Origin of the sequence: Salibaculum sp., from assembly GCF_035270045.1 — a bacterium.
GTDB lineage: Bacteria > Pseudomonadota > Alphaproteobacteria > Rhodobacterales > Rhodobacteraceae > Salibaculum.
On sequence record NZ_DATFIP010000019.1, the window covers coordinates 32738 to 52415 of the forward strand.

The following is a 19678-nucleotide window of genomic DNA, read 5'->3' on the forward strand; positions in this document are numbered from 1 at the left end:
TGACCTTTGGTGTTTGCGCGCAACCTAGGCCCCCGGTCAGACGATGTCGAGGTAGAGCGCGCGGCGCGACGCCGCGTCCAGATCGGCCAGCTTGCGGGCCTCCTGCCGCTTGGTCGCGACGAAGTTGGCGATCAGTTGCGGTGCGAAGATCCTGGCGATCCCGTGGCTTGCCGCGAAGCCATCTATGGCGGTGATCCAGTCGCCCGGCACCTGGTCCAGGTCTTTTTCGTAGGCGTTGCCCGTGAGCGGGGCCGGCGGCTCGGTGGGCGCGGCGATGCCCTCCAGAACGCCGCCCAGCACCGCGCCGAACATCAGGTAGGGGTTCGCGTCACCGCCCGCCAGACGGTGTTCCAGCCGCCGCGCTGCCGGGGCGCCGCCGGGCACGCGCAGGGCGACGGTGCGATTCTCGTAACCCCAGCTGATGCCCGTCGGTGCATGGGCGCCGGGCACGAAACGGTCGTAGCTGGGGCCATGCGGCGCAAAGACCAGCGTGGCCTCCGCCATGAGAGCCAAGCAGCCGCCGATAGCCTGTCGCAGGGTTTGGCTGCCGCGCTCGGTGCCGTCGTCGAAGACATTCGCGCCGGTCCCGTCCATGACCGAGACATGCACGTGCAGCCCGTTGCCGGGGTGATCGGGCAGGGGCTTGGCCATGAAACTTGCGGCCATGCCGTGCTTGCGGGCCATGCCATGCACCAGCATCTTGAACAACCAGGCGTCGTCGGCCGCCCTCATTGCCTCGCGGTGGTCGAGCGTGACCTCGAACTGACCCGGGCTGCCCTCGGAAATGGCGGCACCCGCGCGAAGGCCCATCGCCTCGGCGCCCTCGTAGAGATCGGCGAAGAACACTTCGAAATCGTCCAACTGGCGCAGCGAGAGGATATCGCCACCCGGGCGGCGGTGTCCCGAGCGGGGCGAGGCGGCAGGCCGGGGCATGGCGCGGCTGTCGTCAAGCAGGTGAAACTCCAGTTCACTGCCCACCAAAGGGACAAGGCCGCGCTTGCTGAAGCGGTCCAGCAGACGGGACAGCGCCTGACGGGCATCGCCCTCGAAGGCGCGCCCGTCCTCGTGAAACATCCACATCGGCACCAGTGTGCCGGACCCCGCCAGCCACGGTACGGGAAGTGGACCGCGCCCGGTGGGCCGGGCCACCCCGTCGGGGTCGCCGCCGGCAAAGACCAACGGACTACCCGCGATATCCTCGCCCCAGACATCGAGGTTGAGCGCCGAAAGGGGCAGGCGCAGCCCCTCGGCCATCAGTTTGTCGGCCATGCGGCCCGGCAGGCGCTTTCCCCGCGCGATCCCGTTGAGATCGGCGGTGGCGGTGCGCAGCGCGCCGGGCGTGCCAGTCATCGCACCGCCGGGCCCCGGACGCGCAGCCGCGCGCGGCGGTCCTGCGGCAGGTGCCGGTTCAGGTGGCGGTTGATCGCGCCCATGACAAGGATGATAACCAGGGTCAGCAGGATGAAGAACCCCGCCAGGATCGGGTAGGGCACGAAGGGGTTGAAGGTCTTGTCGGCGAAATAGCTGGCGTAATAGAGCGCGTCACCGCGCTGCTGCCAGGCTGGAAAGCTGCTGAAGAAAACCAGCGTCGTGGAATGGAACAGGAAGATAGCTTCGTTGGTATAGGCCGGCCAGGCCAGCCGCAGCATGGTCGGCCAGGTGATCTTGCGGAACTTTGCCCAGCCGGAAAAGCCGTAGGCATCGGCTGCCTCGGTGTCGCCGCGGGGGATGGATTGCAGGGCGCCGTGGAAGATCTCGCCCGAGTAGGCGGCGGTGTTCAGGAACAGAACGATGGCCGCACCCACGGCGGCCGAGGTGAAGGCGTCGAAGACCGGGTAGCTCGACTTGAGGCTGAGAAAGAGGAAGTAGGCGAAGAAGAACTGGATGAAGAGCGGCGACCCCCGGAACAGGAAGATGAACCACTCGGACGGCTTGCGGACCAGCCGGTTGGGGCTGGCCTTGCCCATGGCCACGGCGGTGGCCAGAACGAACCCGGTCAGCAGGGCGACCAGGCCGAAATAGACGTTCCAGATCATCCCCGAGCCGATCAGGGTGACTTGCTGGCACAGCGTGAAATCCTCGCGCGGAAGAAGGCGTTCGCCAAAGCCGAGCGAGCGAAAGGCATAGTCGGTGATGGTCTGCCAGCAACTCATCGCCCGGCCCCCGGGGCGCGCAAAATTCCAGAATTTTGCGATGCGAACGAAATTCTGGAATTTCGTTTCATGATGCGGCGACCTTCCGCTGGGCGTCGCCGCCGGCGGTCGCCTGACCCCGGGTCAGGTGCCGCATCAGCCGGTCCAGCCCGATCTCTGACACCCGGGTCAGGGCGAGGTAGAAGACCAGCAGCACCAGGAAATACCACATGCGCCAGTCGCCATGCGGGTAGTCGGTAAAGCGTTCGCCCTTGATCCCGCCCAGTTCGCGCGCCCAGTAGACGATGTCCTCGACCCCCAGCAGGAACAGCAGCGGCGTGGCCTTGGTCAGCACCATCCACAGGTTGCCCAGGCCGGGCAGGGCATAGACCCACATCTGGGGCACCAGGATGCGCCAGAAGGTCTGGCGGCGCGACATGCCATAGGCCTCGGCGGTCTCGATCTGGCCGCGCGGGACCGCGTGCATCCCGCCGTATAGCACGTTGGCTGCGAAGGCGCCGAAGACCAATGCGAAGGTCAGCACTGCCAGGAAGAAACCATAGGTTTCATGCACCCATTGCGCGGCATTGCCCAGTGGCAGCTTGGCATCGGAACAGACGACGAAATCGTTGCCCTGACGGATCGCATCTGGCCAGCCGGGGCACTTGAGATGGTGGCGGATGTATTCAAATCCCTGGTCCAGTGCGATGACGAAGAACAGGAAAAAGGCGATGTCGGGCACGCCGCGCACGAGGGCGATATAGGCCTTGCCCAGCCAGGACAGTGGCGCGATGCGGCTGCGCGCGGCCATGGCCCCGCCGAAGCCGAAGGCCAGCGCCGTGGGCGCGGTGATCGCGAGCAGCAACAGCACGGTACCGAAAGACACGTAGAAATTCATGTGCTTGCCCGTGGTCAGGTAGCACGACAGCCATTGCAGGCCGTCCAGTGTCGAAGGGTCGGTGCAGAAGCTGAAAATTGTGGGCCTCGGATCAGCGGCGCGGAAGGTGTTTCGTTGCCAGGATGAAGGGGGCGCCCGCGCCGGGACGGTTCGGCGCGGGCGCGAGGGGACCTCAGAAGGTCGAGGCCACTTCCCATTTCTCGATCAGCGCATTGAGCGACCCGTCGTCCTTCATGGACTGGATCGCCGCGTCGAAGGTTTCGAGCAGTTCGGTGTCGCTTTCGCGCAGGCCCATGCCGACGCCGCCGCCGATCTGCTCCATGCGGTCGAGCATGACCAGGTCGGGGTTACTCTCCAGTGCGCCGTCAAGGAAGGACTTGTCGGCCAGCACAGCGTCAGCCTCGCCGTTGCGGACGGCCGAGATGGTTTCCTCGGGCGTGGCGAATTCCACCAGGGTCCAGCCCTGCTCGGCGACGAAGGCCGCCTGGATGGTGCCGGTCTGTGCGGTGATCACCGCATCGGACACGTCGAGATCCGACGACAGCGCCAGGTAGGACGAGGGGTCCGGCGGCGTATATCCTTGAGTGAAGTCGATGACTTCCTCGCGCTCGGCGGTGATCGACATGCCCGCGATGATGGTGTCGTAGTTGCCCGACACCAGGTTGGGAATGATGCTGTCCCAGTCGTTGGTGACCCATTCGCAGGTCAGCTCGGCCCGCGCGCAGAGTTCGTCGCCAAGTTCACGCTCGAAGCCGTCGACCTCGCCGTCGTCGTTGAGAAAGTTCCACGGCGGGTAGGCGCCCTCGGTGCCCATGCGGACAACGTCCTGCGCTGAAGCCGCTCCGGCGAGGAGGGCCAGCGCTGCGGTTGTAAGTGCAAGTTTCTTCATCGGTTTCTCCCGTTGATTTCGGCCCCGTAGGACCCTGCGGCAGAGGATTCCCTGCCCGTTCGCGTTTGGCAACCGTTACGTATGGGCGGTTGCCGAAAGGAAACCGCGCAGCCGTTCCGACCGCGGGTCGCCAAAGAGTTGATCCGGCGGGCCTTCTTCCTCGACAAGGCCCTGGTGCAGGAAAACGACGTGGTCCGAGATATCGGCGGCCATCTTCATGTCATGGGTGACGACAAGCATGGTGCGTCCTTCCTCGGCCAGCGACTTGATCACGCGCACGACCTCCTGTTCCAGTTCCGGGTCCAGGGCGCTTGTCGGTTCGTCGAAAAGCAGCGCCTTGGGCTCCATGCACAGGGCCCGTGCGATGGCTGCGCGCTGTTGCTGGCCGCCCGACAACTGGGCGGGGTAGACATCGCACTTGTCGCCGATCCCAACCTTGTCGAGATAGGCGCGGGCGGCGGCCTCGACTTCGGCTCGGTCCCGCTTGAGCACGGTCCGCGGCGCCTCCATCACGTTCTGCAGGATCGTCATGTGCGCCCAAAGGTTGAATTGCTGGAACACCATCGACAGGTTCGTGCGAATGCGGATCACCTGTGCGTGATCTGCGGGCTGGCGGCTCAGGCCCTTGCCCTTCCAGGCCACCGGCTCGCCGCAGAACAGGATGTCGCCCTGTTGACTGTCCTCCAGCAGGTTCGCGCACCGCAGGATCGTGGACTTGCCCGACCCTGACGACCCGATCAGGCTGAGCACATGCCCCGGCGGCGCTGACAGGTCGACGCCCTTGATGACCTCGAGTGCGCCGTAGGCCTTGTGCAGGTTGTGAATTTCAAGGACGGGGGCGGTTGCCGGATCGGTCACGGGGCCTCTGGGTGTTGTATGATGAAGCACTAGGCCGTGATTCCAGATCGAATGCAACGATTTCCGTCCGACCGGCCCTTGGTCAGCCCCGCGCCTCGTCCGGTGCCTGCGGAATGGGCAGGGCGGTGTAGTCACCGGGCGCGCGCGCGACGATCCCGCACAGGTTGAGCGCGGCGCGGTCCCCGGCGTCCAGCGCGATGCATGCCTCGGAAAGGGCGGCCAGGTAGGGCGCCGGGTCCTGCCCGGCGCGGGTGATGAAGGGCAGCCCGGGGCCGGGCGGCGTGCGGGCGATCTCGATGGCGTCGCGCGCCCAATCGTCGTGCCGCTGTATCAGCCGCCAGGTCTGGGCGTCGCAGGCAGCCATGTCTGCGCGTCCCGCGATCACCGCCCTGACCGAGGCGCGATGCGCGCCGGTCAGGACGATGTCGCGCGGGGACAGCCCGGCATCGCGGCAGAACCGCTCCAGCGCGGCCCAGCCGGACTGGCTGAGCGCTTCGTTCACGGCAAGCACCGGGGCCGGGGGAAGGGCGTCCCCGCGGGCAAGGATGACGCTGTTGTAATCGCCCGGCGGGCAGCCGCGCAGGCCGAAATCGGCGCTTCCGATCAATGTCACCTGCGCGTGCAGCCGCGCGCGGTAGGGCAACCCGCAGGTCTGGGCCAGCACCAGGTCCGGGGCCTGCCAGGCTTCCCAGGGATCATTGCCGCGGGTCAGGGTCTCGGGGGCGTCGATGCCGCGCGCCATCAAGCCGGTGCGGATCAGGCCCCAGAACCGATCCGTCGCCCACCGGGTCTCGGGCCGGTCATACATGGGAAGGGCGGCGATCACCCCGTCGTTACCCTTGCCGGGCCTCGATGCGGCGGCGGGCATGGGCGCTGTCCTGGTCGGTCACCCCCAGCATGGGCGCCACCAGACGCAGCAGCGCGTCCTCCTCGTGGTCGCGCACGCCGTCGGCCAGCACGATCTCCCACAGGGCCTCGATCACGCCCTCGCGTTCGCCGTAAGGAACGCTGTCCTTGATGGCGCGGGTGAAGCGCACGGTGTCGGGCGCCTCGGCCTCGACCCGCTCGGCGTCACGGCGCATCTCGGCCGCGGCCGCGGGCGTCATCTCGAAACGGGTTTGCAGCACCGCATCGATGCGCGCCACCTCGCTGGCATCATAGATGCCGTCCGAGCGCGCGATGCGCACAAGCAACGCGGCCAGGGCCAAGTGCGAATCATCGGCCGGGATGGCCTGCGGGGTCGGGGCGGTCAGGGCGCGCAGAAGATCGGCAATCATGCGCGTGATATAAGCCCCGCGCCGCCCGAGGCCAATCCCCGTCGTCCGCGCCGCGCTCAGCCGGTTTCGCGCAGGGCCTCGGCGCGCTCGGGGGCCATGCCCAGGGCCTCGCTCGCCAGGGCGACGACCTGGCGCTCGCTGGCGTGCCGCACCCCGTCGGCACGGGCCACGGCCCAAAGCGCGCGCACGAAGGCCTCCTTTTCGGTCTCGCGTATCCCGGCCTTCAGGATATGCGCCAGGTCCGTGGTGTCGGGCATGGCCGCCTCCAGCTTTTCGCACTGGGCGCGCATCCGGGCGGCCTCGACCGGATTAAGCGCGTAGAGGTCGGCCAGCAGGTGGTCGATCTCGTGGATCTCGGAAAAGAGATAGGTCTTGTCGGCCTTGGCCACCCGCACCAGAAGGGCGCCCAGGGCGTGTTGCGCATCGGCGGGCGGCATGGGCGTCTGGGGCGGGTCGGCCAGGTGAAGCCGGGCCAGCAGTTTTTCCAACATCGCGTCGCCTGTTCCCTAGTGTCCTTGGTGGTCAGTCTGGGCCACCGTGCCACGGTTGCAAGGGCAAATCAGCCGATGACCTCGACCGCGGCGAACAGGATGTCGTCGAGGGCGATCCCGCCCGGGTCGTGTGTTTCGATCAGAAGGCCGGCGATGGGCGCGCCGATGCTGCGAAAGCCAAGCGACATCACCCCGGGCCGCAGCGCGACCTCGACCGTGCCGAGTGTGCGCCCCCCGGGGCCGAAGACCCGCAGCCGCAGAGTGCCGGGCGCCGGGCGCGTCCCCAGTGGATCGGCATAATCGGCATGAACGCGAAATCCTGCCACCTGCCGGGGCCGGGCAAAGCGGATCGCCGTCGCCCCCTCGCCGCGGCCCTCGATCCTGCCAAAGCCCGCAGGGCCGAGGGGGAACAGCGCGTTGGAGCCGAACCCGGCATGGTGGGCCACCGCGTGGTTCCGGCCCGGCGCGCCGGGGCGAACGGCCAACCCCGCCGGTGCCGGCGGCGTCACCCTGTCCTGAGGCTGGCCGCGCGCCACCCGCTGACCGGCGAAACGCTCGCCGATGCGCAGGCCGGGCGCCGAGATCACACCCTCGATCGCCGCACCCGGCTCGGGGAGCACCTCGAACGCCTCGAAATCGAAGACGCCGCCCAGCTCTGCGGCCACTCTGTCGTAATCCGCCTCGACCACCTGCGCCAAGGCGCATTCGGCCAAGAACACCAGGCCAAGGCCCAGCTTCTTCGGACCGAAAATATCCCGGGGGGTGTGGGGGGCCGGCCCCCCACCCGGTCGGATCGCGACAGCGATCCGAAACCGCTCAGACCAGCCGGGAATTTTCCACCGCGGCACGGACGAAATCGGCAAAGAGAGGATGCGGCGCGAAGGGCTTTGACTTCAGTTCGGGGTGAAACTGTACCCCGATGAACCAGGGGTGGTCGCGCCATTCCACGATCTCCGGCAGGCGCCCATCGGGCGACATGCCCGCGAAAACCAACCCGGCCTGTTCCAGCTTCTCGCGGTATTTCACGTCCACCTCGTAACGGTGGCGGTGCCGCTCGTCGATCGCGGTGGTGCCATAGATGCCGGCGACCCGGGACCCCTCGGCCAACACCGCGTCATAGGCGCCCAGGCGCATGGTGCCGCCCTTGTCATCGGTGTGCTTGCGCTTGACCTTCTCGTTGCCCTGCACCCATTCCTTGAGGTGGTAGACGACAGGCTCGAAACGCTTCTTGCCGGCCTCGTGGTCGAATTCCTCGGAGCCGGCGGTGCTGACGCCGGCCACGTTGCGCGCCGCCTCGATCACGGCCATCTGCATCCCCAGGCAGATCCCGAGGTAGGGAATGTCGCGGGTCCGCGCGAATTGCGCGGCCTTGATCTTGCCTTCCGTGCCGCGCTCGCCGAATCCGCCGGGGACCAGGATCGCGTGGAAGCCTTCCAGGTGGGTCGCGGCGTCGTCCTGGTCGAACACCTCGGCGTCCACCCATGAGACATTGACCTTGACCCGGTTGGCCATACCGCCGTGGGACAGGGCCTCCTTGATGGACTTGTAGGCGTCTTCGAGCTGTGTGTACTTGCCCACGATGGCGACGTTCACCGCCCCGTCCACGTTGTGGATGCGGTCGGCCACGTCGTCCCAGACGCGCAGGTCGGGCTTGGGCGCGGGGCTTATCTCGAAGGCGTCCAGCACCGCCTGGTCCAGCCCCTCGCGGTGATAGGCCAGCGGGGCCTCGTAAATGGAATTCAGGTCATAGGCGGCGACAACGGCCCCCTTGCGCACGTTGCAGAACAGCGCGATCTTCTCGCGCTCCTTTTCCGGGATGGGCTGCTCGGACCGGCAGACGAGGATATCCGGCGCGATGCCGATGGACTGCAGTTCCTTGACCGAGTGCTGGGTGGGCTTGGTCTTGAGCTCGCCGCTGGCGGCCAGGTAGGGCAGGAGCGTCAGGTGCATGAAGATGCATTGCCCGCGCGGCTTGTCATGGCTGAACTGTCGGATCGCCTCGAAGAAGGGGAGGCCCTCGATGTCGCCGACCGTGCCGCCGATCTCGCAGAGCATGAAATCGACCTCGTCATCGCCGATATTGATGAAGTCCTTGATCTCATTCGTGACATGCGGGACGACTTGGATCGTCTTGCCAAGGTAATCGCCGCGGCGTTCCTTTTCGAGGACGTTGGAGTAGATGCGCCCGGACGAGACCGAGTCGGTCCCCCGCGCCGCGACGCCGGTGAAGCGTTCGTAATGGCCCAGGTCGAGGTCGGTTTCGGCGCCGTCGTCGGTCACGAAGACCTCGCCATGTTCGAAGGGCGACATGGTGCCGGGATCGACGTTCAGGTAGGGGTCGAGCTTGCGCAGCCGCACCGAGAAGCCGCGGGCCTGCAGCAGAGCGCCCAGGGCGGCCGAGGCCAGGCCCTTGCCAAGCGAAGAGACCACGCCGCCCGTGATGAAGATATAGCGCGCCATGTGCCGAGAGCCCCCGTGAAACCGTCCGAACGTCAGAAACGGGGCCGATCGACGGCCCCGATGTCACGGGGTTCAATTTTAGCCGGATTCGCCCCGCGAACGCAACCGGCGGCGCAATATCGTGTTGGGGCCTTGCGCGCGCCCGCTAAAGGTTGTGGCCGGTGCCTGTCGGTCAGTTCGCGTCGGGCACCAGGGGTGCATCGCCGCCCGAACCGCCGGACCCGTCTACCGAGGGCGGCAGCAACGCGTCCCCGTCCAGCGTCGGAGCCGTCACGCCGCCTGCGTCGTCGCCGGCCCCGGCGGGGACAGCGCCATCAACGACCGAGCTTTCCGACGCCTCTCGCGCGGCGAGGATCGTCAAGGTGATCGAGGTGCCTATAAACGCCACCGCCAACAGCCAGGTCAGCTTGCCGAGCGCCGTGGCCGCGCCGCGTGACGACACGAGACCGCCACCGCCACCGCCGCCACCGCCGCCCATGCCAAGGCCGCCGCCTTCGGAACGCTGCATCAGCACCACGCCGATCAGCGTGAGCGCCAGCAGCAGGTGGATCACAAGAACGACGTTCTGCATGGGGCGAGCCTTTGGTTGCGCAACACCGGCGTATCTAGAAGCCATTACGTCCGCCCGCAACCCCCGTCCTGCAGCAGGAAAACGAGGAGCGGAATGACCGGCCTGCCCAGAAGCGCAATCAGCACGGACGAGGTTTCAGTCGTCGAGTCCCCCGGACCGAGCCATTACGGAGGCGCCGGCGCAGGGACAAATAATGAACACCCGATCGCATCGGCCCGATCGCATCGACTGGAGGCGGCCCAAGCGGTTCCCGTCGTTTCGCCAGCTGCGTAGCGTGGCCATGACGAGGACGAGTGCGAGGGTGCCAAGGGGAAGGACGACGAACACGAAACCGATGAATCCGGTCAATCCGCCGAACGCGTCATCGCCTTCGTGGTAGAACAAGAGCCCCGAGCCGGTCGCCAGAAGCACGAAAAGCACCGCGAGCGAGGCCAGAATCCTGCTTTTTCGGTTCACCATGTTGCCGGGTTTGCCCGGGCTGTCGGGCAGGATTTCGGCGGGCTTGCGGCAAAGTGGCGATAGGGACCCAAGTTTGCGGTTTCACCGTGCCGCCCCCCCATGTATGCAAACGACGTTTTCAAACCGGAGATTGACATGGCAAACGTGGTCGTGGTCGGCGCCCAGTGGGGCGACGAGGGCAAAGGCAAGATCGTCGACTGGCTGAGCGAACGGGCCGAGGTGATCTGCCGTTTTCAGGGTGGGCACAACGCGGGCCACACGCTGGTCATCGACGGGGCGGTCTACAAGCTGCACGCGCTGCCCTCGGGGGTGGTGCGCGGCGGCAAGCTGTCGGTCATCGGCAACGGCGTGGTGCTGGACCCCTGGCACCTGATGGAAGAGATCGCGACGCTTCGCGCGCAGGGTGTCGAGATCACGCCCGACACCCTGATGATCGCCGAGAACACGCCGCTCATCCTGCCGCTGCACGGCGAACTGGACCGGGCGCGCGAGGACCAGAATTCCGTCGCAAAGATCGGTACCACCGGGCGCGGTATCGGCCCGGCCTACGAGGACAAGGTCGGGCGCCGGGTGATCCGGGTCGCTGATCTGGCCGACTCCGCAACGCTTCAGACGCGCGTCGACCGGGCCTTGGTGCACCATAACGCCCTGCGCCGGGGACTGGGTCTTGCGGCAATCGACCGTGACGTCCTGATCGCGCAACTCGAAGAGATCGCGCCGCAGATACTGCCCTTTGCCGGGCCGGTCTGGAAGGTGCTGAACGAAAAGCGCAAGGCGGGCCGCAGGATTCTGTTCGAAGGAGCGCAGGGCGCGCTGCTGGACATCGACTTCGGAACCTATCCCTATGTGACGTCCTCCAACGTGATCTCGGGGCAAGCGGCCACGGGCACCGGCGTCGGCCCCGGCAGCATCGAATACGTGCTGGGCATCGTGAAGGCCTACACGACCCGCGTTGGCGAGGGGCCGTTTCCAACGGAACTGGACGACGCCGACGGCCAGCGCCTGGGCGAACGGGGTCACGAGTTCGGCACCACCACGGGGCGCAAGCGCCGCTGCGGTTGGTTCGACGCGGCCCTCGTGCGCCAGACCTGCGCCACCTCGGGTGTCACCGGCATCTCGCTGACCAAGCTGGATGTTCTGGACGGGTTCGAAACCCTGAAGATATGCGTGGGCTACGAGCTGGACGGCGCGCGGCTGGACTACCTGCCGACTGCCGCCGACAAGCAGGCGCGCTGCATTCCGATCTACGAGGAATTGCCAGGCTGGCAGGACAGCACCGAGGGCGCACGCAGCTGGGCTGACCTGCCGGCCAATGCCATCAAGTACGTGCGCCGGGTGGAAGAGTTGATCGAATGCCCCGTGGCGCTACTGTCCACCTCACCCGAGCGGGACGACACCATCCTGGTGACAGATCCCTTTGCTGACTGAGGAGGACCCTTGGCCCTGTCGCTCAAAGCTCGCAAGCGCCTGTCGCTGCTGATCCTGCTGATCGGCCTTCCGGTCTACATCGTGGCCTGTGTCAGCTTGGTGAACTGGGCCTGGCCCGATCCTCAAGCGCGCCCGCCGCTGGGCGCGGAACTTGCGATCTACGTCGGGCTGGGTGTGCTCTGGGCCTTTCCGCTCAAATGGGTGTTCAAGGGGGTGGGCCAAGGCGACTAGGCTCGGTTTCCGCGCCGCATGCTTGACCCGGGTCCGGCCGCGGCCGTAGCCTTTGATCATCCGTATCGGAGCCTGCGTGTCCCGACGATTTTTCGACCGTTTGCTGTTTCTCGCACTGGATGTCGCCATCGCGCTGTCGCATCCAAGGGAGATCCTGCGCTTTTACCGGCGATCCATCGCCCATGGAAACTGGCGACTGAGCGTCGCCGCCCCGCGCGTGGCCAACGCCAAGTTCGTCTGGCGCAAGGTGTTCGATCACGACCCCAGGTTCACCATTGTGTCGGACAAGCTGGCGGCGAAGGATTTCGTCCGCGACATGGGGATCGCGGTAGAGATGCCGCAGACGCTCTGGACCGGGCGGCCGGAAGACATCCCCGAGGCCATGCTGGGGGCAGATGTTGTCATCAAGACCACGCACGGTTGGTCGACGAACCTCTTTCCGGCGCGCGACGGGTTGTCCCGGGACGAGGTGCGAGACGGCATCCGGCGGGCAATGGCCCAGCGTCACGGCCGCCGGAACAACCAATGGGCCTATTACGACATCCGTCCACGGCTTTTCGTCGAGGACCGCGTCGACAAGCGCGCCGATTTGGTCGACCTAAAGATTTATGTTTATGGCGGGCTGGCGGTCCGCGTGCTGCCAATCCGCACGATCGCCGGGAACGAGCGGGTGGCGGCTGTCTGGTTGCGCGACGAGAAGGGCACCTGGACCCGGTCCGATCAACCGAGCGGGGTCAGCCCGAAGGTGGTGGATGATGCGCCGCTGCCCCCGGCAACCGATGCGGCCCTGGAAATCGCCAGTCACATCGGCGCCCTGTTCGATCAACTGAGGGTGGACTTCCTGGTGACAGGGGGCGCGCTCTACCTTGGCGAGATCACGGTCTACAGTGAATCCGGCATCCTCGTCGGTGGCTTTTCGATGGCCACGGACCCGAGCCGGTTCTGGGATATTCGCCGCAGTTGGTTCCTGAACACCACCCACGAGGGCTGGAAGGGGGTCTATGCGCGGGCGCTGGCCCGGTTCTGCGCCCGCGAGGCCCGCCGGCGGCCCGGCCTGAATGCCGCCGGGCCGCTCCCGGTCGAGGATTTCCATCGCAGCCTCGCCCTCGCGCGTCGCCTGCAGGACGAGGTCACGGCCCGGTGACTCCCGGCGGGGCCTTCAACGCGCACGGGGCAGGGAAATCCCTGCCCCTTCCAGGCTGCGACTGGTCTGCCTAGCTGGCCTGGCGCTGGGGGTTGAAGCGGGTATCCTCGGCGACCTGGAAACGGCCGTTGCGTACCTTGTTCAGCCGCCCTTCGCGCAGCAGGTCGGCGAAGCTTCGCAACCCGTCCTCGCGGTTGAAGTCGGACGGAGCCACCTGGCGCACCCTTCGGATGATCTGCGGGCGCGAGAATTCCTCGGCCCCCTCGATGAAGGCGGTATAGGCGGCCGCGGCTTCCAGCAGATCGGGCAATTCGCGCGCGCCCATGCGTTCGGCGAAGTCGGCAAAACCGTCGGTGCCGGCGCCTTCGGCTCGGTCGCGGGCCTGCACCCGGCGCGGACGCACGGGCTGTACCGGCTGGCCAGGGGTGTTTTCGGCCTCGGGCGCCTCGCGGTCGACGTCGACACGTTGCGCGGCGACCAGCTTGAGCGGTGCCGGGCGGGGGCGTTCGCTCTGTGTCCCGCTGCGGGCCTGGTCGGGCCGGGGCGCGCGGCGCGGGCGCACCACCTGGTCGAGGTCCTCGCGAAAGGCATTCTCGACCTCGCCGGCGCCGCTGGGGTCCCCGGCCTGCCCGGTCGCGCCCTCGGCCTGGGTGGCGGCAACGGCGGCCTTGAGTTGGGCGATGGCGGCGCGACGGCGGTTGCCCTCGGGTTCCTTCATCTGGGCATTGGTCTCATCGAGCAGACGGGTGAGGGCTTCCTCGTCCTCTTCCGGGGCGGCCGCGAATCCGTGGGGCTGTGCGATCGTGGAAGCGGCGTCGTCGGCGTTGTCCGCCTCGTCCGTAGCGGTTTCGGACTCCGCGTCAGCACCGGGTTCGGAGTCGCCGGTGACGGCCTCGAGCAGTTCGGCCTCTTCCTCGGGCGAGAGATCGGCATCGCCCCGGTCGCCGAGATACCGGTCCAGTTCATCTGCCCCGTCAAGCACGGCGAGATCCGGTGCGGCAAGCTCTGCTTCGCGCGGGTCCTCGTCCGCGGCGTCGGGGCCGGTGGATGCATCCGTGTCCTGTTCGGCTTGGCTGTCCCCGTGCGACGTGACGGCGGTGTGCTGGCCGGCCTCTGCCTCGACCACGTCCGTGATGTCGTCTTCCCGGCGATGATAGGCGCGCTCGACAAGGGGTGCGGGGGCCTCGGACATGGCTTCGATTTCGTCCTCGGGGTCGGTCGCGGGGGCCGCGGCGTAATCGGTCACATCGGGCAGCTGCCCCATCTGGGTTTCGTCCGTGCCGCCCTGGTCCTCGGTATAGTCCGACCCTGCGAAGGCCGCACCATCGCGGCTGACCACGGCGCGGATGCGCTGCAGCTTGGCGGCGACGCTGTCGGCATCGGGGTGGGCGGGGGCCTCGGTCAGGGGGGCGTCAGGCGTGCCCTGCACCTGCGGGCTCGCGGGTTCGCCGAGCCTGTCGGGGCGATCGAGCGGGTCTGTGTCGGTGGGGTGATCGGCGGTAACGGACGGTTCCGCGATCGGCGCGACCTCGGAGTCCTCGGGGGCCACCTGGGGGGCCTCCTCGTCGTCTTCGAGCGCAGGGGCTTGCGGGGCGGCTTCGGCCGGGGACTGCACATCGGGCGCGACATGCTCCCGGGCGGCGCTGGTCCGGGGGGGGTCCTGGTGGTCGGACAGGGCGCCGGTCTCGGCGGATTGCCTGCGCGAGGGCGCGGCGGCCGCTGCCGAAACGGCGGCGGAAATCGCCGCGGACGAGGTTTCGCCCGGCGGGGCGGCGGTCTCCAGGTCAGGCATCTCCGGGCGCGGTCGAGTCTCGGCCTCGGGCCGGGACAGGGCCGGGCGCAGAACGACCCCGTCAGCCCCGGTGCGGGCCTCGACCCGGCGGGATATCTCCTTTTCGGCGATGCGGGCCAGCATCTCCGCATCCGGGGTTGGCGGTTCGGCGCCGAAATAGCGATCATCCGAGGCCAGGTCCCGGAAATACTCGGCGATGGCTTTCATCGTGTTGAAGGAGTCGTCGAACCCCTCCAAGGTACATGAGAAAGTGCCGTAGGAGACCGTCAGGATCTTGCTCGTTTCAACCATTGAATGCTCACTTTCTGTCCAACCCAATGCCGAAGGGTTTACCACCAATTGGTTCGCGATCCGGAACGAAAGAACGTTTAGAGGAGTATTATTTGATGACCCTTTTGTGGCGCGGTGGAAAAGTCGTGGATAGTGAAGCGTGAATCGGGTCATTGTTTCAAGCTTGGCACCGATCACGCTTCTGGGCGGGTCGTCTCATGCCGAGGAAGACCTGAGCGCGGCGCTTTCCTGGGCGCCGCGGCTGGTTGCCGCTGACGGTGGCGGTGACGCGGCGCTGCTGGCAGGGCGCGCGCCCGAGGCGGTGATCGGCGACATGGACAGCCTGTCGGCCTCGGGGCAGGAGATCCTGGGCGATGTCCTCCACCCGGTGACGGAACAGGAAACCACCGATTTCGACAAGGCGTTGCGCTCCATCGACGCGCCGCTGGTGCTGGCAGTGGGGGTCTCGGGCGGTCGACTGGATCATGAGCTTGCCGCGCTGACCGTGCTGGCGCGCCATCCCGACCGGCCATGCCTGGTCATCGGGCGGGACAGCCTGGTGTTCCTCTGCCCACCACGCCTTCGTCTGGACCTGGCCGCGGGCAGCACGGTTTCGCTCTTTCCGCTGGCGCCGGGGCGGGTGCAGAGCCACGGGCTGGAATGGCCCACGACGGGGCTGACCCTGGCGGCGGATGCGCGCGTGGGGACCTCGAACCGCGCGACCGGGCCGGTGGACCTTCTCCCGGAGACGCCGGGGATGCTGGTGATCCTGCCGCGCGTCCTTCTGGACGTGACGGTCAGGTCGCTTCTGGCGTCGGGGGACGCGGGCGGCGGGCGATGGCCCGCTCGCGCCCTATGATGTAAAGCCCCGCCGCCACGGTCACGCATATACCCAGCGCCGCCAGCCCGTCGGGCAGGTCGCGGAAGATCAGCCAGCCGATCAGAGTGGCGAATGGAATCTCCATGTATTGCATGGGCGCGACCGTGGCCGAGGGGGCAAAGCGCAGCGACCATGTCATGAACAGGTGTGCCACGGTGCCGATCAGGGCCATCAGTGCCAGCAGGCCCGGGCTGCTGGTGCCAAGCCCATCAAAGGACAGGGCCGGCCAGCCGGGCAAGGCCAATGCCAGCGGGGCCAGAACGGCGATGGCCATCAGGCCCGAGACCCCTTGCATGGCGATCGGGTCCACGACCTTGGCGATCTTGCGCGTGACCAGCATGAAGCCCACGAAGGCCACCGCGACACCCAGCGGCAGCAGGGCGGGCCAGCCGGATTCCATGAAATTCGGCTGAATCACCATGAGCGTTCCGGCAAAGCCCGCCGCGCAGGCCCCCAGGCGGTGCGGGCCGACGTCCTCGTCCAGCAGCAGCCAGCCCGCCAGCAGCATCATGAAGGGCATGACGAAGACGATGGCCAGCGCGTCGGCCAGTGGCAAGTGACGCAGCGCCGTGAACATCAGCGCGATCCCGAGGACATGAAGCACGGTACGCAGCGCGATGAGCCAGAGTACCGCGGTCCCGCGTGGCATGGGCAGCCGAAGCGCCAGCGCCAGCGGCAGCAGTGTCACCGCCTGCGCGCCGAAACGCACGGCCACCAGTGCGCCGATCGACAGCGTCGCGCCCAGCAGTTTCGCGATGGCATCGCCCAGCGGGGCGAGCACGCAGAAGGCCAGCATCAGCAGGATTCCAAGATAGGGGCGGTCACTGTCCATCCGGTCACGCTACAGCCCGAACGGGCGGGCGCAAGGGGCTGCAGAGTGCCGTGGACAAGGCTCCACTGCTCTGTCTAGATCGGGCGAAGGAAAAAGGATCGGGCGGACGGCATGTTATCGACATTGGCGCTGCACCTTGGTGCGCACAAGACGGCGACGACGACCCTGCAGCGCGCGTTCGACGCGCGCCGGCGCGAGTTGCTGCGTCTGGGCACGGGTTATCTCGGCCCCGGTGACCTGCGCGACGAGCCTGGACTGGTGTTTCCCAAGCCCGAGATGCCGCCGAGCCGCATCGCGCAGGTCCAGGGCCGCACGGCGAGCCTGCTGGAAACCCTGGTGCCCGGCGCCCTGGGCGAGCGGCGCAGCCGGCTTCTGGTCAGCGAGGAGAACATCCTCGGCACCCCGCGCCTGATGCTGCGACATGCCGCGCTCTATCCCGGGCTGACCGCGCGATTGGGGGCGCTGCCGGCTGACTGGGACATGGCCGATACGCATATCTTCCTCTCGATCCGCGATTACGCCGGCTTTTTCGCGTCCTGCCACAGCACGGTGGCGCAACAGGGCGTCTGGGTGCCTTTCGGAGCGCAGGAACGGACGGCGCTGGCGCGGATGCCCAGACGCTGGCCCGATGTGGTGGCCGATATCCGGGCGACGCTTCCGGCGGCGCGGCTGACCGTCTGGCGCTACGAGGAGCTGCGCGCGACGGGCCTGGCGGTGGTCGAGGCCATGGCCGGCGGTCCCTTCGAGATCGATCTGGCAGCGCCCGGGGCGATGGGGGCGCTCAGCGCCGGCGCAATGGCCGGCATCGCCGAGGCCAGTTTCGCGGCCGGGGGCGCCCGTCTGCCGGGCGCTCAGGTGCGCCGCATCCGGCAGGAAACCGAAGGGTCCGGCCCCTATGACCCATGGGACGCGGAGACGCGCAGGACACTCTCGGCCCTTTACGAAGAGGACTGCGCCCGGATCGCGCGCATGGAGGGGGTCGCGTTGCTTTAGACCGGGCTGCCCGGTGGGGCCTTGGTGGCCTGATCCGCGCGCGAGATCTGCCGCTCGCGGTGGATCACGAAAAGGCCCGAGCCCATGATCACCGCGATGCCGGCCAGGGTCATCGGATCGGGGAAGTCGTCGAAGATGAGATACCCCAGTGCCGTTGCCATCACGATCTCGAGGTAGTGCAGCGGGGCCAGCGTGGCCGAGGGCGCGAAGGTCAGGGCCTGGGTCATCATCATGTGGCTGAGCGCGGCGAATGCCCCGACGCCCAGCAGCCAGACCCAGGCCAGGCCCTGCGGCATGACCGGGTCCAGCGTGGGCCAGCCGCGCCCGTCGGCCAGCCAGATCACCGGCACCGTGGCCAGCGCCGCGATCGCCGCGGTGTGAAACTGCATCGTCACGGGATGCATCCGCCGCGACAGCCCGCGCGTGATCAGCATGTAGGCGGCGAAGCTGAAGGCGGTGCCAAGCGGCAGCAGCGCGACATAGCCAAAGGCCCGCAGGCTGGGCTGGATCACCAGAAGCGCCCCGGCAAAGCCCACCACGGCGGCCCCGATGCGGCGCGGGCCGATCTCGTCGCCGAAGAGGTATTTGGCCACGAAGAGGATGATGAAGGGCTCGACAAAGACGATGGCCAGCGCGTCGGCGATGGGCATGACGCGGATCGCCGCGATGAAGAAGTAGGTGGAGAGCACAAGGAACAGCGCTCGCCACAGCAGCATCGCAACCGTCCCGGGACGGGGACGCATTCGCAACCCCAGCCAGAGGCAGACGGGCAGCATCAGCGCGGCCTGGATCACGAAGCGGGCGGCGGTGATCTGGCCCACCGGCAGGGTCTGCGCGGCCAGCTTGGCGGCGACGTCCAGCATGGGCGCCGACATGCAAAAGCCGATCATCAGCAGGATGCCGGGCAGGATGCGGTCGGCCTGTGGGGTGTCGAGCGTGCTCATGCCGATGCACCTACAGGGTCGGCAGGGTGGGGTCCAGCCCGGCGGAGGGGCGGCCTATTCGGCGGGCTGAAAGCCGGTGATAAGCTGGCGCAGACCAAGCGCGGCCCCGGCAAGGATCGCGGCGAAGGTGACCGGCGCGCTCCAGGCCAGAACGGAAAAGGCCGACAGGCCCTGGCCGATGGAACAGCCCAGTGCCACGACCGCGCCGACTCCCATCAACGCCGCGCCCAGGATCTGGCGGCGCAGTTCGCGCGGGTCCTCGCAGGCCTCCCAGCGGAAATGGCCCTTGATGAGCGACCCGATGAAGGCGCCGACCAGCACGCCCAGCACGGAGCCTATGCCGAAGGTCAGCTCGTTGCCCGAGGCGGTCATGGCATAGAGCATGGTCGCCCCCACCGGGGCGGTGAAGGTATGCGATTGGACGGGCGTCTCGGCAAAGCTCTCGACGGCCAGCCAATGGGTGCCCGCCCAGGCCAGCACCACGGCCAGCCCCACGACGACGCCCCAGGCGATGGTCGCCGGCGCCGCGCGCAACAGGGGCGAGCGCAGAGCATAGGCCAGGATCAGCACGCCGAGGCCAAGGCCGAAAACCACCGGCGAGACCCCGGTGAGCGCGCCCAGCCCGTGGGCGATGCCCGGCGGTGTGCCCGTGGCGGCCGGTTCGGGAAAGAGGGCCACCCGCACCCAGGCCAGCGGCCCCGACAGGGTGATGAGTGCGACCAGCCCCATCACGAGAACGATCACGAAAGAGCGCAGATCACCGCCGCCCAGCCGCGCCAGTGCGCCGTAGCCGCAGTTGCCCGCGATGGCCATGCCGTAGCCGAAGACCAGCCCGCCCCCGACCGAGGCCAGCGGATTCCAGGCCTGGCGCAGATAGGCGCTCTGGCCCGCGTCGAAGCCCCCCAGCCCGACAAGGGTGAAGCTGCCGATCACGGCCACGCCGATGGCGACGGCCCACATCCGCATCCGGGTGTCGTCATGTCCGTAAAGCCAGTCCTCGATGGCGCCGAGTGTGCAGAACCGGCCGACCCGCGCTGCGAGGCCCAACAACAGGCCCCCGAACAGGCCGATCAGGGCCGCCGCGTTGGCGTAGCCGATCGTCTCCAGCATTGTCTCCTCCCAGCTGCCC

The 19678-nt window shown here is 67.7% G+C and carries 21 protein-coding genes; 5 read left to right on the forward strand and 16 right to left on the reverse strand.

Annotation, left to right across the window (positions count from 1 at the left end):
* Positions 1–36: 36 nt before the first annotated feature.
* From VJ897_RS03015 to VJ897_RS03070, 12 genes are all read right to left on the reverse strand, one after another.
* Complete coding sequence (locus tag VJ897_RS03015) at positions 37–1350, reverse strand: glutamine synthetase family protein (protein WP_324053130.1); 1314 nt, start codon at positions 1348–1350, stop codon at positions 37–39.
* Positions 1347–2153 (reverse strand): ABC transporter permease, encoded by an 807-nt coding sequence (locus tag VJ897_RS03020; protein WP_324053132.1) that lies wholly within the window; start codon positions 2151–2153, stop codon positions 1347–1349. The genes VJ897_RS03015 and VJ897_RS03020 overlap by 4 nt, the downstream gene beginning before the upstream one ends.
* Before the next feature lie 67 nt (positions 2154–2220).
* Positions 2221–3108: an ABC transporter permease gene (locus VJ897_RS03025; RefSeq protein WP_324053316.1), complete on the reverse strand. Its 888-nt coding sequence runs from the start codon at positions 3106–3108 to the stop codon at positions 2221–2223.
* Positions 3109–3202: 94 nt separating this feature from the next.
* The gene (locus VJ897_RS03030) at positions 3203–3919 is read right to left on the reverse strand and encodes a transporter substrate-binding domain-containing protein (RefSeq protein ID WP_324053134.1); all 717 of its coding nucleotides are present in this window, start codon (positions 3917–3919) and stop codon (positions 3203–3205) included.
* A gap of 75 nt (positions 3920–3994) precedes the next feature.
* Positions 3995–4777, reverse strand: coding sequence for an ABC transporter ATP-binding protein (locus tag VJ897_RS03035; RefSeq protein ID WP_324053135.1), 783 nt, complete (start codon positions 4775–4777; stop codon positions 3995–3997).
* An 82-nt stretch (positions 4778–4859) separates the two neighbouring features.
* Complete coding sequence (locus tag VJ897_RS03040) at positions 4860–5645, reverse strand: phosphate/phosphite/phosphonate ABC transporter substrate-binding protein (protein WP_324053136.1); 786 nt, start codon at positions 5643–5645, stop codon at positions 4860–4862.
* Complete coding sequence (locus VJ897_RS03045) at positions 5611–6054, reverse strand: tellurite resistance TerB family protein (protein WP_324053138.1); 444 nt, start codon at positions 6052–6054, stop codon at positions 5611–5613. Before VJ897_RS03045 ends, VJ897_RS03040 begins: the two co-directional genes overlap by 35 nt.
* A 56-nt stretch (positions 6055–6110) precedes the next feature.
* On the reverse strand, positions 6111–6545 hold the full coding sequence (locus VJ897_RS03050; RefSeq protein WP_324053140.1) for a tellurite resistance TerB family protein: 435 nt from the start codon (positions 6543–6545) through the stop codon (positions 6111–6113).
* Between the two features lie 68 nt (positions 6546–6613).
* Entirely contained in the window at positions 6614–7264 is a 651-nt protein-coding gene (locus VJ897_RS03055) for a hypothetical protein (protein WP_324053142.1), read from the reverse strand.
* A 97-nt stretch (positions 7265–7361) separates the two neighbouring features.
* Positions 7362–9005, reverse strand: coding sequence for a CTP synthase (gene pyrG, locus VJ897_RS03060; protein WP_324053144.1), 1644 nt, complete (start codon positions 9003–9005; stop codon positions 7362–7364).
* A 172-nt stretch (positions 9006–9177) separates the two neighbouring features.
* Complete coding sequence (gene secG / locus VJ897_RS03065; RefSeq protein ID WP_324053146.1) at positions 9178–9576, reverse strand: preprotein translocase subunit SecG; 399 nt, start codon at positions 9574–9576, stop codon at positions 9178–9180.
* Positions 9577–9711: 135 nt separating this feature from the next.
* Entirely contained in the window at positions 9712–10035 is a 324-nt protein-coding gene (locus VJ897_RS03070; protein WP_324053147.1) for a hypothetical protein, read from the reverse strand.
* A gap of 135 nt (positions 10036–10170) precedes the next feature.
* Here VJ897_RS03070 and VJ897_RS03075 point away from each other — a divergent pair, with 135 nt between their 5' ends.
* From VJ897_RS03075 to VJ897_RS03085, 3 genes are all read left to right on the forward strand, one after another.
* Positions 10171–11463, forward strand: coding sequence for an adenylosuccinate synthase (locus tag VJ897_RS03075; protein WP_324053148.1), 1293 nt, complete (start codon positions 10171–10173; stop codon positions 11461–11463).
* A gap of 9 nt (positions 11464–11472) precedes the next feature.
* A complete protein-coding gene (locus VJ897_RS03080; RefSeq protein ID WP_324053150.1) occupies positions 11473–11694 on the forward strand; it encodes a DUF2842 domain-containing protein in 222 nt (73 codons plus the stop codon).
* A gap of 76 nt (positions 11695–11770) precedes the next feature.
* On the forward strand, positions 11771–12838 hold the full coding sequence (locus VJ897_RS03085; protein WP_324053152.1) for an ATP-grasp fold amidoligase family protein: 1068 nt from the start codon (positions 11771–11773) through the stop codon (positions 12836–12838).
* A gap of 70 nt (positions 12839–12908) precedes the next feature.
* On the opposite strand, the gene VJ897_RS03090 is transcribed toward VJ897_RS03085, so the two are convergent.
* Positions 12909–14921 carry a hypothetical protein gene (locus VJ897_RS03090; RefSeq protein ID WP_324053154.1) on the reverse strand — a complete coding sequence of 671 codons (2013 nt, stop codon included), beginning with the start codon at positions 14919–14921 and terminating at the stop codon, positions 12909–12911.
* A 163-nt stretch (positions 14922–15084) separates the two neighbouring features.
* Between VJ897_RS03090 and VJ897_RS03095 the strand changes: the two genes are divergently transcribed.
* Positions 15085–15759 (forward strand): thiamine diphosphokinase, encoded by a 675-nt coding sequence (locus VJ897_RS03095; protein ID WP_324053156.1) that lies wholly within the window; start codon positions 15085–15087, stop codon positions 15757–15759.
* On the opposite strand, the gene VJ897_RS03100 is transcribed toward VJ897_RS03095, so the two are convergent.
* Positions 15698–16612 (reverse strand): DMT family transporter, encoded by a 915-nt coding sequence (locus VJ897_RS03100; protein WP_324053158.1) that lies wholly within the window; start codon positions 16610–16612, stop codon positions 15698–15700. The genes VJ897_RS03095 and VJ897_RS03100 overlap by 62 nt on opposite strands.
* Positions 16613–16723: 111 nt before the next feature.
* Here VJ897_RS03100 and VJ897_RS03105 point away from each other — a divergent pair, with 111 nt between their 5' ends.
* On the forward strand, positions 16724–17605 hold the full coding sequence (locus VJ897_RS03105; protein ID WP_324053160.1) for a hypothetical protein: 882 nt from the start codon (positions 16724–16726) through the stop codon (positions 17603–17605).
* On the opposite strand, the gene VJ897_RS03110 is transcribed toward VJ897_RS03105, so the two are convergent.
* Together VJ897_RS03110 and VJ897_RS03115 are read right to left on the reverse strand one after the other, a co-directional pair.
* A complete protein-coding gene (locus VJ897_RS03110; protein WP_324053162.1) occupies positions 17602–18549 on the reverse strand; it encodes a DMT family transporter in 948 nt (315 codons plus the stop codon). The genes VJ897_RS03105 and VJ897_RS03110 overlap by 4 nt on opposite strands.
* A gap of 54 nt (positions 18550–18603) precedes the next feature.
* On the reverse strand, positions 18604–19659 hold the full coding sequence (locus VJ897_RS03115) for a YeeE/YedE family protein (RefSeq protein WP_324053164.1): 1056 nt from the start codon (positions 19657–19659) through the stop codon (positions 18604–18606).
* Positions 19660–19678 lie beyond the last annotated feature (19 nt).

What these genes read in the sequence shown, in the direction of transcription:
- VJ897_RS03015 (WP_324053130.1), bottom strand. Translation starts at nt 1,350, where the DNA reads ATGACTGGCACGCCCGGCGCGCTGCGCACCGCCACCGCCGATCTCAAC.
- VJ897_RS03020 (WP_324053132.1), bottom strand. Translation starts at nt 2,153, where the DNA reads ATGAGTTGCTGGCAGACCATCACCGACTATGCCTTTCGCTCGCTCGGC.
- VJ897_RS03030 (WP_324053134.1), bottom strand. Translation starts at nt 3,919, where the DNA reads ATGAAGAAACTTGCACTTACAACCGCAGCGCTGGCCCTCCTCGCCGGA.
- VJ897_RS03040 (WP_324053136.1), bottom strand. Translation starts at nt 5,645, where the DNA reads ATGCCCGCCGCCGCATCGAGGCCCGGCAAGGGTAACGACGGGGTGATC.
- VJ897_RS03045 (WP_324053138.1), bottom strand. Translation starts at nt 6,054, where the DNA reads ATGATTGCCGATCTTCTGCGCGCCCTGACCGCCCCGACCCCGCAGGCC.
- VJ897_RS03050 (WP_324053140.1), bottom strand. Translation starts at nt 6,545, where the DNA reads ATGTTGGAAAAACTGCTGGCCCGGCTTCACCTGGCCGACCCGCCCCAG.
- pyrG (WP_324053144.1), bottom strand. Translation starts at nt 9,005, where the DNA reads ATGGCGCGCTATATCTTCATCACGGGCGGCGTGGTCTCTTCGCTTGGC.
- secG (WP_324053146.1), bottom strand. Translation starts at nt 9,576, where the DNA reads ATGCAGAACGTCGTTCTTGTGATCCACCTGCTGCTGGCGCTCACGCTG.
- VJ897_RS03070 (WP_324053147.1), bottom strand. Translation starts at nt 10,035, where the DNA reads ATGGTGAACCGAAAAAGCAGGATTCTGGCCTCGCTCGCGGTGCTTTTC.
- VJ897_RS03075 (WP_324053148.1), top strand. Translation starts at nt 10,171, where the DNA reads ATGGCAAACGTGGTCGTGGTCGGCGCCCAGTGGGGCGACGAGGGCAAA.
- VJ897_RS03090 (WP_324053154.1), bottom strand. Translation starts at nt 14,921, where the DNA reads ATGGTTGAAACGAGCAAGATCCTGACGGTCTCCTACGGCACTTTCTCA.
- VJ897_RS03100 (WP_324053158.1), bottom strand. Translation starts at nt 16,612, where the DNA reads ATGGACAGTGACCGCCCCTATCTTGGAATCCTGCTGATGCTGGCCTTC.
- VJ897_RS03105 (WP_324053160.1), top strand. Translation starts at nt 16,724, where the DNA reads ATGTTATCGACATTGGCGCTGCACCTTGGTGCGCACAAGACGGCGACG.
- VJ897_RS03110 (WP_324053162.1), bottom strand. Translation starts at nt 18,549, where the DNA reads ATGAGCACGCTCGACACCCCACAGGCCGACCGCATCCTGCCCGGCATC.
- VJ897_RS03115 (WP_324053164.1), bottom strand. Translation starts at nt 19,659, where the DNA reads ATGCTGGAGACGATCGGCTACGCCAACGCGGCGGCCCTGATCGGCCTG.